The 14,791-nt window shown below is 62.7% G+C and carries 12 protein-coding genes; 8 read left to right on the top strand and 4 right to left on the bottom strand.

Features of this window, described 5'->3' with window-relative positions:
• Nucleotides 1–251: 251 nt before the first annotated feature.
• The 4 genes from C4J83_RS10345 to C4J83_RS10360 form a co-directional block, all read right to left on the bottom strand.
• Nucleotides 252–812, bottom strand: coding sequence for a GNAT family N-acetyltransferase (locus tag C4J83_RS10345; RefSeq protein WP_124416942.1), 561 nt, complete (start codon nt 810–812; stop codon nt 252–254).
• Nucleotides 809–1,288, bottom strand: coding sequence for a cysteine hydrolase family protein (locus C4J83_RS10350; RefSeq protein WP_124416943.1), 480 nt, complete (start codon nt 1,286–1,288; stop codon nt 809–811). Before C4J83_RS10350 ends, C4J83_RS10345 begins: the two co-directional genes overlap by 4 nt.
• Before the next feature lie 245 nt (nt 1,289–1,533).
• Nucleotides 1,534–3,360 carry a glycoside hydrolase family 15 protein gene (locus C4J83_RS10355; protein ID WP_124416944.1) on the bottom strand — a complete coding sequence of 609 codons (1,827 nt, stop codon included), beginning with the start codon at nt 3,358–3,360 and terminating at the stop codon, nt 1,534–1,536.
• Nucleotides 3,353–4,153 carry a glucose 1-dehydrogenase gene (locus C4J83_RS10360; protein ID WP_106580057.1) on the bottom strand — a complete coding sequence of 267 codons (801 nt, stop codon included), beginning with the start codon at nt 4,151–4,153 and terminating at the stop codon, nt 3,353–3,355. The genes C4J83_RS10355 and C4J83_RS10360 overlap by 8 nt, the downstream gene beginning before the upstream one ends.
• 157 nt (nt 4,154–4,310) lie before the next feature.
• On the opposite strand from C4J83_RS10360, the gene C4J83_RS10365 reads away from it, so the two are divergent.
• The 8 genes from C4J83_RS10365 (at nt 4,311) to C4J83_RS10400 (ending at nt 14,436) form a co-directional block, all read left to right on the top strand.
• Nucleotides 4,311–5,060 (top strand): AraC family transcriptional regulator, encoded by a 750-nt coding sequence (locus C4J83_RS10365; protein ID WP_124416945.1) that lies wholly within the window; start codon nt 4,311–4,313, stop codon nt 5,058–5,060.
• A gap of 108 nt (nt 5,061–5,168) precedes the next feature.
• Entirely contained in the window at nt 5,169–6,620 is a 1,452-nt protein-coding gene (locus tag C4J83_RS10370; protein WP_124416946.1) for an efflux transporter outer membrane subunit, read from the top strand.
• Nucleotides 6,617–7,744 carry an HlyD family secretion protein gene (locus C4J83_RS10375; protein ID WP_124416947.1) on the top strand — a complete coding sequence of 376 codons (1,128 nt, stop codon included), beginning with the start codon at nt 6,617–6,619 and terminating at the stop codon, nt 7,742–7,744. Before C4J83_RS10370 ends, C4J83_RS10375 begins: the two co-directional genes overlap by 4 nt.
• A complete protein-coding gene (locus C4J83_RS10380; RefSeq protein WP_124416948.1) occupies nt 7,734–9,254 on the top strand; it encodes a DHA2 family efflux MFS transporter permease subunit in 1,521 nt (506 codons plus the stop codon). The genes C4J83_RS10375 and C4J83_RS10380 overlap by 11 nt, the downstream gene beginning before the upstream one ends.
• Nucleotides 9,255–9,346: 92 nt before the next feature.
• Nucleotides 9,347–9,847, top strand: a complete 501-nt coding sequence (locus C4J83_RS10385; protein ID WP_119739385.1) for a sigma-70 family RNA polymerase sigma factor — start codon at nt 9,347–9,349, stop codon at nt 9,845–9,847.
• A 23-nt stretch (nt 9,848–9,870) separates the two neighbouring features.
• A complete protein-coding gene (locus C4J83_RS10390; RefSeq protein ID WP_106580063.1) occupies nt 9,871–10,824 on the top strand; it encodes a FecR family protein in 954 nt (317 codons plus the stop codon).
• Between the two features lie 97 nt (nt 10,825–10,921).
• On the top strand, nt 10,922–13,333 hold the full coding sequence (locus C4J83_RS10395; RefSeq protein WP_124416949.1) for a TonB-dependent siderophore receptor: 2,412 nt from the start codon (nt 10,922–10,924) through the stop codon (nt 13,331–13,333).
• A 194-nt stretch (nt 13,334–13,527) separates the two neighbouring features.
• Nucleotides 13,528–14,436, top strand: a complete 909-nt coding sequence (locus C4J83_RS10400) for a hypothetical protein (protein WP_124416950.1) — start codon at nt 13,528–13,530, stop codon at nt 14,434–14,436.
• Nucleotides 14,437–14,791 lie beyond the last annotated feature (355 nt).

The raw sequence follows: 14,791 nt of genomic DNA on the forward strand, positions 1-14,791 counted from the left end.
CACGGAGTGTAAATCAAGTCAGTCGTTTGACTTGTCTAGCCCGACCTGACGCAACCCGATGCAATTGCCCCACGGATCGCGCACCTGAGCCATCCACTGCCCGCCCTCAATCGCCAAAGGCCCGCGATACAGTCTTGCGCCCGATGCCTCCAGCAGGCGCATGAGGCGCAGACGATGGGGTTCAAATGAGCCACGCCTTTTGCGCGAGGGTTTCACGGATGATTGCCTTGAGGTTTGGGCTGTTTAGCAAGTCAGCGGTTTTTCAGTGAATGCTCGGGCCAAGCCTGCGTCAATAACCCCAACACCATCAGATCATGCCGTTGGCCATTCCAGAACCCGGCTTCTCGCAACGTTCCTTCGGCGATGAAGCCCAGGCGTTCCAACAATGCCAGTGACGCGGTGTTTTGCGGATGCACCATGGCTTCAACCCGATGCAAGTGCATGTGCGCGATGCCCCAATCGAGCATCGCCCGCAACGCTTCGCTCATCAAGCCCTGGCCACGGGCGGCGGGCGCCAGTTCACAGGACAGGGCGCAGCTGTGCCAGGCGCGATTCCATTTGAACAGGCCGCAGCTGCCGATCAGTTCGCCGTCCCGTTCAATCCCCCAGCGCGTGCCGGGATTGGGCTGGGTGCGCCATTGGGCGAAGGTGTCGATCAGCGCGTGGGCCTGGACGAGGTCGGTCATCGGGTCGGCGCCAAACCAGCGCATGTTGGCAGCGTCGCGGTGGATGGCGAACAGGGCGGGGGCGTCCGTCGCGCGCAATTCGCGCAGGCGCAGGCGCTGGGTGGCAAGCGTCGGGAATGGGTTCATGAGCCGGTCGTCGCCATCACCTGAGCCCGATCAATCACGCATCCAAAATGGTGCCGCCACAAATCCACGCCCAGTGTTCCCGACCGGTCCAGCGACGAGCCCACGGTCAAATCGCTGATCAGCGTCGGCTGCAAGCCGGCGTCAAATAACGCGAACCCGGCCGCCAGCACGCACGTATCGGTTTGAATGCCACACACCAGCACCCGATCCGGCACCAGGCTTTTCAGGTAGTCCAGGGTTTCGGGTGTCGGCGCATAGCCGTGTTTGATGAAGACGCGCTCGGCTGCGATCAGGCTGTCGTCATCCGGCGCGGGTTGCCAGCCCAGTTGGCGGGTGAAGGGGGTGATGCTTTCGTCATGGCGCTCCACGGTGGCCACCGATGGCAGGCGCCCGAGCAGGGCGTTGATGCCATCGACCAGCCACGCAGGTGGGTTGAAAGAAGGTTGCACGTCGATGATCAACAATACCTGGCGCATGAGGTTCCTGATGGCAGCTCGGGGGCTGCCCATTGTGCACGCTGCGGGGTTCAGCGGGGCGCCTCAGGTCAAAATCAACAGCAGGAAGCTGAACCCGATCACCTGTGGGAGCGGGCTTGCTCGCGAATGCGATGTGTCAGCCTCTGCAGGCAGTCACTGACACTCCCGCTTCGCGAGCACGCCTGCTCGCACAGGCGGCCCTCAGTATTTGAGGTGGAAATGCCGCGGCTGTGCGTCGGGCCTGCTCAAGGTTGCCAGGTGGTCTTTTCGCCGCTGAGCTTGCGGTCCAGAAAGGTCGCCGCGCTGATCAGCGCCAAATGGCTCAACGCCTGCGGCGTATTGCCCAAGTGATGCGCCTGGCTGTCGAACTCTTCGGCGTACAAGCCCAACGGGTTGGCGTAGCGCAGCAGTTGTTCGAATTCCAGGTGGGCCTTCTCCACTTGCCCGGCGCGCGCCAGGCATTCGACGTACCAGAACGAACACGCGGCGAATGCGCCTTCGGTGCCTTGCAGCCCGTCGATCTGGCTGTCGTCGTTGCGGTAGCGGTAGACCATGCCGTCACGCACCAGGCTTTTCTGGATTGCTTCGAGCGTCGACAGCCAGCGTGGGTCGGTCGCCGCGACAAAGCGCACCAGCGGCATCAGCAGCATCGAACCATCCAGCGCAGTACTGCCGATGTGCTGCACGAAGTGCCCGCGCTCTTCATTCCAGAAGTTGCTCCAGATATCCGCGTAGATCGCCTGGCGTGTCTGGTCCCAGCGCGCAAACGGCGCGGGCAGCGAGCGCTTGGAGGCCAACCGGATTGCGCGGTCCAGCGCCACCCAGCACATCAGGCGCGAATGCAGGAAGTGATGCTCCTCACCGCGCATTTCCCAGATGCCCACGTCTTGCTGGTTCCAGATTTCGCACACCTGATCTGCCACTTCCACGGTGTGTTTCCAGCCTTCATGGGAAATCGCTTCGCCGTATTTGTTGACCAGGTACACCGCGTCCATCAGCTCGCCGTAGATATCCAGCTGGACCTGGTCAAACGCTTCATTGCCGATACGCACCGGTTTGGCGCCGCCGTGGCCGCTGAGGTGATCAAGCGTGGCTTCCGGCAGTTCCTGGCGCCCATCGATACCGTAAAGAATATTGATTTTGGTCGCCTGACCGCAGCAGTCGCTGACGCGGCCTTTAAGCCAGCGCATGTAAGCGTTGGCCTCTTCGATGAACCCCAGACGCATGAAGGCGTAGACGGTAAACGAGGCGTCGCGGATCCACGTGTAGCGGTAGTCCCAGTTGCGTTCGCCGCCGGGGGTTTCTGGCAGGCCAAATGTCGCGGCGGCGATGATTGCGCCGTGCTTGCGCGAGGTCAGCAGCTTCAAGGCGAGTGCCGAGCGGTTGACCATTTCGCGCCAGCGCCCGCGGTAATTCGACTGCGCGATCCAGCCGCGCCAGAATTTCAAGGTGTGCGCCAGCGCCAGGTCGGTGCAGTCGTTGTTGACGCGGGGGTCGTCCTGGCCGCCGAGCACGAACTCAGCGCCTTCTTCCTGGCCCAGGGTGAAGCTGGCCACGGCGGCATCGTCTTCGATCTGCATCGCGTGGCTGCCCGCCAGCCGCAGGCCAGGCAGGCCGTCGGCGGTGAACGACACGATACCGTCGGCGAGGCTGGCGTGGGTCGGCGTGCGCGCATAGTCGTGGCGCACGGCGCAGCGCAGCTGGATTTTCGCGCTGCCGCTGACCACGCGCACGCGGCGAATCAGCAGCGGCAGGTCGTCGATTTCTTCACTGATGACCAGCAGGTCGGTGATTTCCACCACGGCTTCATCGCTCAGCCAGCGGGTTTGCAGCACGTTGGTATCGGGCAGGTAGATTTGCTCACGCCGTGCGTTTGTCAGTTCGGGAGAGAGTTGAAAAACACCCGCCTCAGGCGTGTCGAGCAGCGAACAGAAGATCGACGGGCTGTCGAATTCCGGCCAGCAGAAAAAGTCGATGCTGCCGCGGTCATTTACCAAGGCCGCGCTGCGCATATCGCCAATAATGCCGTGGGCATCGATGGCGCTTTGGGGTTCGTTCTTGAAATCAACCATTGCCACGAAACTCCGGATAAAGGCTCATGCCACCGTCAATGAACAGGGTGCTGCCGACCACGTAGTCGGACGCGTCGCTGGCCAGCCACACCACCGCGTTGGCCACGTCTTCGACGTCGCCGACGCGGCCATAGGGAATCAACTTCAACAGCTCTTTTTCCGCCGCGCCTTCGGTGGCGGCGCGGTTGATCGCCGTACGAATGGCGCCCGGCGCAATGCCATTGATGCGGATGCGTTGTTCGCTGACTTCCTGGGCGAGGGTGCGCATCAGCATCTCCACGCCGCCCTTGGAGGCGGCGTAATTCACATGCCCAGCCCAGGGAATGATCTGGTGCACCGAACTCATGTGGATGATTTTGCCGGCGGCACGCGACACGCCCTCGCGCACGCCCTGGCGATTGAAAATCCGCACGGCGGCGCGGGCACACAGGAACTGGCCGGTAAGGTTGACGCCGATCACGGTGTTCCAGTCCTCGAGGGTCATGTCGACCAGGTTGGCGTCTTTTTGCAGGCCGGAATTGGCCACCAGAATGTCCAGGTGGCCGAAGGCATCGAGGGTCTGGGCGAATAATCGTTCTACGTCGGCTTCTTTGGACACATCGCCACCGATGGCAATCGCCTGGCCGCCGTTGGCGTTGATCTGCGCGGCAAGGGCTTCGGCCGGCGCCGCCTGCGAGTTGTAATTGAGCACCACGGCCGCACCGGCCTCGGCCAATGCCTTGGCGGCGCCTGCACCAATGCCGGAACTGGCGCCGGTGACCAGGGCCACTTGTTGCTGCAACGAGATCTGCATAGCCCACCCACCGTTTTAAGAGAGTCTTTGCAGCTGACTGGCGGCGCGGGGCGGAAGTTCACCGGTTGTCTCAAATGCGACGATGGCTGTCTGTTTCGCTCGTTTTTGCCAGTGCGCTTTTCGCTAGACTCAAGGCCCGTTGATGCGAGCCCCGCCTATGACTGCCCAATCGCCGCCCAGGCCGTGGCTTGAAGCCTATGCCGACAATTACCGTAATGATGAGGTGGTGCTCCCGCATTGCCATGCCCAGGCGCAACTGATTCATGGCGTGGCGGGGGTGATGGTGGTCAGTACTGCGCAGGGCAGTTGGCTGGTGCCGTCCGGGCATGCGCTGTGGGTGCCGGCCGGTACGTCGCATGAAATCCGCATGGCCGGTGACGTGCACATGCGCACGCTGTTCCTGGCGCCGGATGCGGAGCCCGGATTGGGTCGGGTGTGCCAGGTGATTGAAGTGTCTGCGCTGCTGCGCGAGTTGATCGTCGCGGCGGCCTTGATTGCAGGGCAGAACACCCCGCGCATGCTCGCGTTGATCGAGCTGATTCGCATGGAGTTGCTCAGCGCGCCCGTGGTGGCCATGCATGTGCCGGTGCCGGCGGAGGCGCGCCTGGCCAAGCTGTGCACGCATTTTATCCGCCACCCAGCCGATGACAGCAGCCTGGAGTCGTGGGCCGACCTGCTGAACATGAGCGCGCGTACCCTGAGTCGGATTTTCCAGCGTGAACTGGGCATGAGCTTTGGCGAGTGGCGCCAGCGTGCGCGGCTCGCCCTGAGCCTCAAACTGTTGGCCCAGGGCGTGCCCATTCTGGAGGTGGCGCTGGAGCACGGTTACCAGAGCCCGAGCGCGTTCAGCGCGATGTTTCGCCGTGCCATGGGTTACCCGCCGAGCCATTTTCGGCCAGGGCCTTGAGCCACGCTGCGCAGTTGTCCGTTCAGCGACGATAGATGGCCTGGGCGCGCGCGAATCCCCAAGGTGAGACCTTTACGCTGCAAGGCCCTTTCCTGAACGAGCCTTGTGATGCCCAGCTCTGTTTTTGACCGCTTCCACCGCTTGGCCATTGTGGGTGTGATCAGCGCGCTGGCCGGGTGCAGCAACGCGCCTACGACGCGGGTTACGGCGCAGCCTGCAGCAATCTTATCCCTGGAAACCGCCGAACCGCTGCCGGCGCGTTGGTGGCAGTTGTACCGTGACCCGCAACTGGATGCCTTGGTGGAACGGGCACTGCGCGAGAACAAACACCTTGAGGCTGCTGGCGCGCATGTCGATGCGATGCTGGCGCTGTTGCAGCAGGTCGAAGGTCAGCGCCGCCCGTCCACTGAGTTGTCTTATGGCCTGGCGTATGGCCGCAGCCGCGATGACCAGACCTTGGCCCAGGCGACGGGCCAGTCGGCGGGCGGGCAGTGGAGCCACACCCCTGAGTTTGCCTTGAGCTATACGCTGGACCTGTGGGGCGCCGTGCGCTACCGCATTGCTGCGGCCCATGCCGATGCGCAAGCCGCACGCGCCGTGGAGGATGAATTGCGGGTGACCGTGGCGGCGCAGACCGCACGGGCCTATGCGCAGGCCTGCGTCTACGCGCATCAGGCCCAGGTGCAGCGTGATTCGGTGCGCCTGTTGGCGCGCAGCCTCGACGTCACTCAGCGTTTGCAAAAGGCCGGCGCCGCCAATGAACTGGAGGTGGCACGCCTGCAAGGCCTGCTGGAGGAAACCCGCGCGCCGTTGGCGCTGTTCGCTGCGCGGCGCCAGAGCGCGCTGTATGAACTGGCGGTGCTCAGTGGTCAGCCGCCGGAACAAGTCAGCGCTCACAGCTGTCAGCAAGGCCCGCGATTGCAGGCGCCGTTGCCGGTCGGCGAAGGCTGGGCGCTGGTGCAACGCCGTCCCGATATCCGCCGCGCCCAGGCACAGGTGCGTGCGGCCACCGCGGCCATCGGCTTGGCCCGCGCGCAGGTGTATCCACAGATTACCTTCGGCGCGATGCTCGGCTCGTCGGCCGCCAGCCTGGGCAAACTGGGGGACGCCAACGCCGTGGTGTATGGCATCGGCCCCTTGCTGTCCTGGCAGTTTCCCAACCGGCAGATCGCCCTTGCGCAGGTCACCCAGCGGCGGGCCGAAGCGCATCAGGCGCTGGCGCAATTCGACGCCACCGTGCTCGACGCGCTCAAGCAGGTGGAGCAAGCGTTGGTGCTTTACCAAGGCGAACAGCAGCGCCGCCAAGCCCTGGTCGCCGCCCTGGCGCATAGCCGCCGAGCGTTCGACCTGGCCAACCGCAGCTTCCTGGCCGGTGGCCTGGATACGCTGGCGCTGCTCGACAGCGAGCGCAACCGCGTCAGCCTCGAAACACGCCTGGCTCAGGCCGACCTGCACCTGATCAACCGCCAGATCGACCTGTTCCAGGCGCTGGGCGGCGGTTGGCAGCGCCCTGATCCATCACCTTCCTTACCCGTAGCCACCCTTGGAGCCCGCCGATGAATCAGGCCGTTGAAGTCATTGCACCCACGTTGATGCAACGTCACCGCCGCACGTTGGTGGTGACGGCGTCGGTGGCTGCGTTACTGGGCATCGCCCTGTTTGGCAGCTATTGGTGGAAAACGGGGCAGTTCCTGGAAGAGACCGACGATGCCTATGTGCGCGCCGATTGGGTCGCCGTCAGTCCCCGGGTTGCAGGCTATATAAGCCAGGTGCTGGTGGACGACAACCAGTGGGTCAAGGCCGGAGACGTGTTGGTGCGTATCGATGAGCGCGATTTTATTGAGCGTCTCAACAGTGCCCAGGCGCAGCTGCAGCAAGCTGAAGCGGCGGTCACCGCGCAACAGGCCAACCTGCAGACCCTCGACGCGCAATCCGGCGAGCAACAACAACGTATTGTTCAGGCCCAGGCCGCGCTGGCCAGCGGTGAGGCTGAAGCACAACGCGCGCGCCTTGATTACCAGCGCTATCGCGACCTGGTGGCGCAGCAGGTCGCCAGTGCCCAACACCTGGAAACGGTGAGTGCCAGCCAGGCCCAGGCGCAGGCGGCGCTGGCCCAGGCACGTGCGCAGGTGCTGCGTCAGCAGGCGCAGTTGCAGGTGCTGAAGGCGCGCCGCCAACAGGCCCAGGCCCAACTGCAAGAACGTCAGGCCCATGTCGGCGAAGTTCGGGCCGCCGTGGGCTTGGCGCGTAACGCGCTGGAGGACACCGCGATTCGTGCGCCGTTTGACGGCGTGGTGGGCCAGCGCAAAGCGCGCCGCCAGCAATACGCACTGCCTGGTCTGCCGCTGCTGGCCGTGGTGCCGGTCGCGCAGGCGTATGTGAGCGCCAACTTCAAGGAAACCCAGTTGCAGCGCATGGCGCCTGGGCAGTCGGTGGACATTGCGGTGGACAGCTTCGCCGGCCGGCACTGGCGGGGCGAGGTGGAAAGCATCGCCCCAGGCTCCGGCGCAGTGTTTGCGTTATTGCCGCCCGACAATGCCACGGGCAACTTCACCAAGATCGTCCAGCGTTTTCCCGTACGGATCCGCCTGCTGGCGCAGGAAGGTGACGGCCCACGCATCCTGCCGGGCATGTCGGTGATTGCCACGGTCGACACGCGTGGGGCGCCTGCTCATGGCGGTTGATGCGCGCTCACCCCAGGTGTCGTTGCGCGCGTGGGTGGCGGTGATCGGCGGGCTCTTCGGCTGCTTCATGGCCGGGATGAACGTGCACGTCACCAGCGCCGCGCTGCCGGAAATCGAAGGCGCTTTGGGCGCCACGTTCGAGGAGGGGGCCTGGATCTCCACCGCGTACCTGGTGGCGGAAATCATCATGATCCCGCTCACCGCGTGGCTGGTGCAGGTGTTTTCATTGCGCCGCGTGATGCTTTTAGGCTCGGGTGTGTTTTTGCTGGCCTCGGTGGCGTGCTCGCTGGCGCCGAACCTGCAAGCCATGATCATCATTCGGGTGATACAGGGCGCGGCCGGCGCGGTGCTGATCCCATTGTCTTTCCAACTGATCATTACCGAGCTGCCGCCCAGCAAAGTGCCACTGGGCATGGCCCTGTTCAGCCTGGCCAATAGCGTGGCCCAGGCTGCGGGCCCGTCGATGGGCGGCTGGCTGACGGACGTGTACTCGTGGCGCTGGATCTTCTACCTGCAATTGTTCCCTGGCATTGCGTTGCTCGCGGCGGTGGCCTGGTCGATTGATCGCCAGCCCATGCACCTCAAGCTGTTGCGCCAGGGCGACTGGTGGGGCATCGCGTGCATGGTGATGGGCCTGGGTGCGCTGCAAATCGTGCTGGAGGAGGGCGGGCGCAAGGACTGGTTCGGTTCGCCGTTTATTGTGTGGATGAGTGTATTGGCCGTGGTCGGGCTGCTCGGGTTTATCGCGCGCCAACTGTGGGGCGCGCATGCCTTTATCAACCTGCGCCTGTTGGGGCATTACAACTTTGGCGTGGCCAGTGTGGCGATGTGTGTGTTCGGCGCGAGCACATTCGGCCTGGTGTTTCTGGTGCCCAATTACCTGTCGCAATTGCAGGGCTACAACGCACGGGAGATTGGGCTGAGCCTGATCCTCTACGGGCTGGTGCAACTGGTGATGGCGCCGTTTTTGCCGCGATTGATGAGGGGGTTGAGCGCCAAGCTGCTGGTAGCGTCGGGCTTCGCGATCATGGCGCTGGGGTGCTGGATGGGCGCGCACTTGTCCGCCGACAGCGCGAGCAATGTGATCGTGCCGTCGATTGTGGTGCGCGGGGTCGGTCAGCCGCTGATCATGGTGGCTTTGTCGGTGCTGGCCGTGCAGGGGCTGGCGAAGGCCGAGGCGGGGTCGGCCTCGGCGGTGTTTTCGATGCTGCGCAACCTGGGCGGCGCCGTCGGCACGGCGTTGTTGGCGCAACTGGTGGTGGTGCGCGAGCGTGTGCATTCAGCGCGGATCAATGAGTCGGTGACGCTGTTCGACTCGGCCCTGCAACAACGCCTGCCGGACGCGGGGGTGTTGCAGGCGCAGTTGCCGGACCATCAAGCGACGTTGCAACTGCTCGACCAGAGCATCCATCACCAGGCGTTTCTGATGGCCTACAGCGATGCGTTTTATCTGGCCTGTGTGGCATTGGCGTTGTGTGCGCTTGCGGCGCTGATGCTGCGGCGCGGGTGACGTGCCGAGAACGGCGCGGGACGACGGGAAGCAATTGCTCCACTTAATAGGAAGCATTACTATTCACGCCCCGCCTCCCCAGTGCTCACTCGATGACTCCTCAGCCGCCCCGCAGAACAGGCTTTTTCGAGCACTACGAAGAGTTGATCGGAACCTGGACACGCCGCCTGAGAAACCGTCAACAGGCCGAGGACCTGGCCCACGACACCTTCGTGCGGGTGCTTGAGTCGCGTGCCAGTGAGGTTGAGCAACCGCGCGCCTATTTGCATCAAACCGCGCGCAACATCGCCGTTGACGCCTATCGCCGCGAAGACCGGCGTGAGGCGCTGGCGCTGGAAGCATTTGACCAGCGCTCGCCCCACGGCGGCGACCCGGAGCATTTCATGCACGCCATCCAGTTGGCGGACTCCATCGAGCGGGCCCTGGCCGAGTTGCCGCTCAACTGCCGCAAGGTATTTATCTGGCAGAAAATCGAGGGCCTGACCCAGCAGGAAATCGCCGTGCGCCTGGGCCTGTCTAAAAACATGGTGGAAAAGTATATGATCCGCACCTTGCGGCATCTGCGTGACCGCCTGGATGCGATGGCCCCATGACCCGCTTTGAAACAGGACCTTCCATGATGGATAGCCGCGCTCGCGACGAAGCCGCGCAATGGTTTGTACGCCTGCAAGAGGCCGACTTGAGCAGCGCAGAACGCCAGCGCTTCGACGCCTGGCGCAATGAGCGTCCCGAGCACCAATACGAATTCGATGTGCTGCAAGGAATGTGGAGCGCCGCAGACCTGCTGCCCAAGGCGCGTTTGCAGGCGTTGTGTGAGGCGCCGGTCGAGCGCCCTCGACGCCGTGCCGTTGTGCGTTACGCCGTCGCCGCCAGTGTGGTGGCGATTGCCCTGGGCCTTGGGCTGTTCAGCGGGCTGGATCAGCCCAAGCCTTACAGTGCGCAATTCAGTACGCGCGTGGGTGAGCATCGCCAAGTGGCCTTGCCGGACGGCTCGGTCATGGACCTGAACAGCCGCAGCGTGGTCGCGGTGCACTACGAAAAGGGCCGGCGCGGAGTCGAGATCAAGCAAGGCGAAGCGATGTTCAGCGTCGAGCATGACACCAGTCGCCCGTTCATCGTGGTCGCTGGGGCAGGGCAGGTGACGGTCACCGGCACACGGTTCGATGTGCGCCGTGACGACGACCAGACCCGCGTGGTGGTCGAGGCCGGCACCGTCAAGGTACAGGGGCGCTCGACGGATCAGAGGGTCACGCTCACGGCAGGCCGCGGCACGCATGTCGATTCCCAGGGACAGGTCGCAGCGGCTTATGCGGTGAATGCCGATGAACTGACCGCCTGGCGCAGCGGGAAACTGGTGTTCAACAACGCCACCCTCGGCGAAGTGGCCCGTGAAGTATCGCGCTATCGTGAGCAGCCCTTGCGGGTCAGCACGGCGGCGGTGAGCAACCTGCGCTTGACCAGTGTGTTCAACGCCCGCGACACCGACGCCTTGCTCAAAGCCTTGCCGCACATACTGCCGGTCGCCCTGCGCAGCTTGCCTGATGGCAGCCAGGAAATTATTTCTCGCTGAAATTCAGGTTTTTTCCGAGTTCTTCGTCTTCTCCTGCAACTGCAACTGGTTTGCATTAACAGCCGCACACTCTTGCGATCACAGGACTAGGTTCGACGTGAAAAAACTTACCGTCTACAACAATAAAATTTCCCGCTGGGCGCCTCTTGCGCTGGCGCTCGCCGTCAGTGCCGCGCTGCCTGCGGCCTATGCTGGCGACGGCATCCACATCCGCGCTCAGCCTTTGGGCGCAGCGTTGAGCCAGTTGGGCCAGCAGACTTCCCTGCAAGTGTTTTTCAACCCGGACATGGTCGCCGGCAAGCAAGCGCCTGCGGTGGACGGTAACCTCTCGCCCGAACAAGCCCTGCGCCAGCTGCTGCAAGGCAGCGGCCTGGATTACCAGATCGACGCCGGTTCTGTGACCCTGCGCCCGCAAAGCACCGGCACCGGCACCGGTGAAGCCGGCTCGCCGCTGGAGCTGGGCGTCACCGACATCAAGGTGGTCGGCGACTGGTTGGGTGATGCGAACGCTGCCGTCGTGCAGAACCACCCTGGCGCACGCACGGTGGTGCGCCGTGAAGCCATGGTGGAGCAGGGCGCAATGAACGTCGGTGACGTGCTGCGCCGTATCCCTGGCGTGCAGGTGCAGGAATCCAACGGCACCGGAGGCAGTGATATTTCCCTGAATGTCGGCGTTCGTGGCCTCACATCGCGCCTGTCGCCACGCTCCACCGTGCTGATCGACGGCGTGCCGGCAGCGTTCGCCCCGTATGGCCAGCCTCAACTGTCGATGGCGCCGATTTCCGCCGGCAACCTGGACAGCATCGACGTGGTGCGCGGCGCCGGTTCCGTGCGGTATGGGCCACAGAACGTCGGCGGTGTGATCAACTTCGTGACCCGCGCTATTCCCGAGACATTCTCCGGTGAAGTCGGCACCACCTTGCAGACGGCTGAACACGGTGGCTGGAAACACGTCGACAACGCCTTTGTGGGTGGCACCGCCGACAACGGTATTGGCGTTGCGTTGCTCTATACTGGCGTCAACGGCAATGGTTACCGCGACAGCAACAACTCCAATGACATCGACGACGTGATCCTCAAGACTCACTGGGCGCCGACCGATCAAGACGATTTCTCGCTTAATTTCCACTACTACGACGCCAGCGCCGACATGCCCGGTGGCTTGACCCAGAAGCAGTTTGACGCCAATCCGTACCAGTCGGTGCGCGACTACGACAACTTCAGCGGTCGCCGCAAGGACGTATCGTTCAAGTACATCCGGCAGATCGATGACCGTACCCAGGCCGAAGTGCTGACCTACTACACCGACAGTTTCCGGGGCAGCAACATCGCCAACCGTGACCTGAAGACCATCGGTTCCTACCCGCGCACCTACTACACCTTTGGCATCGAGCCACGTGTGTCGCATGTGTTCGACGTGGGCCCCAGCACTCAGGAAGTCAGTCTCGGTTACCGCTACCTGAAAGAAGGCATGCATGAGCAAGCCAGCAGCCTGAACCTGGTCGACAATGTACCGACGCCGGGTGGCCAAAACGATGGACATGTTTACCAGGACCGCACCGGCGGCACCGTCGCCAATGCGTTCTATCTTGATAACAAAATCGATATCGGCAAATGGACCGTCACCCCGGGTATCCGCTTCGAAAACATCGAAACCCGCTGGCATGATCGCCCGGTGGTCGCCCTGAACGGCGTGCGCACCGTGGAGAAAAATCGCAAGATCGAGAGCAACGAGCCCTTGCCGGCGTTGAGCGTGATGTACCACATCTCTGATGCCTGGAAGCTGTTCGCCAACTACGAAACTTCGTTCGGCAGCCTGCAGTATGCGCAGATCGGGCAGGGTGGCCGGGTCAACCAGACGGCCGATGGCCTGAACCCGGAAAAAGCCAAGACCTACGAGGTCGGCACGCGCTACAACGACAGCGTATGGGGCGGCGAAGTGACATTGTTCTACATCGACTTTTCGGACGAGTTGCAATACGTCAGCAACGACGTGGGCTGGACCAACCTGGGCGCCACCAAGCACCAGGGCGTCGAAGCCTCGGCCCACTACGACCTGTCGAACCTCGACCCGCGCCTGGACGGCCTGACCGCCAGCGCCGGTTTCACGTACACCAAGGCCACTTCAGAAGGCGATGTACCGTTCAAGGGCCGCGACTTGCCGCTGTATTCGCGTGAAGTGGCAACGGCGGGCCTGCGTTACGACATCAATCACTGGACCCATAACCTGGACGTCTATGCCCAGTCCGGGCAACGCGCGCCGGGCACTGGCACCACTTACATCACCCAGGGCACTGCCGATGGCCAGTACGGCGATATTCCTGGTTATGTCTCGGTCAACGTGCGCAGCGGCTATGACTTTGGTGCGCAACTGTCGAACCTGAAACTGGGCGTGGGCGTGAAAAACGTCTTCGACCAACAACATTACACGCGCTCGAGCGACAACAACGCGGGTTTGTACCTTGGCGAGCCACGTACCTTCTTCGTACAGGCAAGCGTCGGGTTCTGACCTGCCGTTGACACGAAAAATCGCAGCCCTGGGGCTGCGATTTTTTTTGCGCCTTTCCTACAGGTTTTTAAGCGACCTGCTGCCGGGTCAGGAACCTATTCCGACAGATGCGCCACACAGGGGAAACCTGAACGACTTCGACGTCACGCTGGCGTGGCAGGTTGGTAATCGATCCCTTTGCACTGGAGGCACTTATGTCGGTATCGGCTCTCGATACGTCTGTTTCTGTTTCATCAACCGCTGACACGGCGCTGGCTGATTCAAAGCCCGAGGCCAAGGCCAGCCGTGCGTTTTCTGTTGCGCCGTCCTACGACAGCCACAGCGCCGGGAACGTGAGTTATAACCTGTCGGTCAACGTCTCCGGGCCGGTGTTTGGCGCTCATCAGCAAACAGCCCAGGGTCACAGTGATCATCATCATTGGGCGCCGGCGATGAATCACTCGGCCTCGCAACAGGGTTTCATGCAGCAGTTTCAACACGCAATGGGCCATTGGTTTGGTAGTCAGCGACCCCACGCGCATGCTCATCACAACGGCGTACCGCCAACGCCGGTGCCGGTTGGGTCGGGTAAACCAGACCTCGTCTACTCCCACAAAAGTAATGACCAACTGGCGCAGTTGCTGTTAAACAACTTCGCTGCGTTCACCGGATCAAGTCACTCCAAGACCCTGAGTGCTCGCACCCTCAGAGACATGGCGGCAAAACAGCTGGGCAGTGATCCCAACGTGAATGAAAACATTCGCACCGCCCGAGAGGTATTGCGGCGTACCGGCATGATGGACGCCCTGGGCAGTCGAACCGACCTGCACGCCCTGGCTAAACTCATTCGTGACGACAACCCCTTCAAATACAAGGATGACAAACAAATAGCCCAGGAAATGCTTAACCATTTCAATCAATTGAAAGATTACGTTGGGCACGAAATCAACGTCAGAGACCTTCAGACGCTGGGCAAAACACCCATGACGGGCATTCCGTCGATCGACCATTTAATTCAGCTGAGTAAAGCGTTTACGGGCCGCGGCGATTCGCTGAAGAAAATGGACGCAGACGCGGATGGCCGGATCAACGTGTTTGAAATCCTGGTCGCATTGTCCCGCTGATTGAGTACGCGCGATGCAATCGGCGCGGCAAACGCATCGTGGCGCTTGCTGCGCTGGATGGGCCCAACGGCTTAGCGCACTCGGTAGTCTTTTCAGAACGTGAATCAGGGCCTGGATATGACGTCAACTTCGTTTCAACCCTGCCCAAGGGGAGGCCTCGACACCTTCGCCCATGGCGTCGACGTTGAGCGCTCAACAGCGGTGACAGGGCAAGAGCTGCCGAATGACCTTCTGCCTGCGGCCCCGCCGAATGGGTACGCGGCAGAAGTGCAGCGCATGAAAGCGCTCGCGGGGCAGTGCAAGTTCCGGGCACCGGTCGCCGATGATTTCGCCCGCGGCATGCTTGCGCCTGGGG

This window comes from Pseudomonas sp. LBUM920 (assembly GCF_003852315.1).
In the GTDB taxonomy this organism is placed as follows: domain Bacteria; phylum Pseudomonadota; class Gammaproteobacteria; order Pseudomonadales; family Pseudomonadaceae; genus Aquipseudomonas.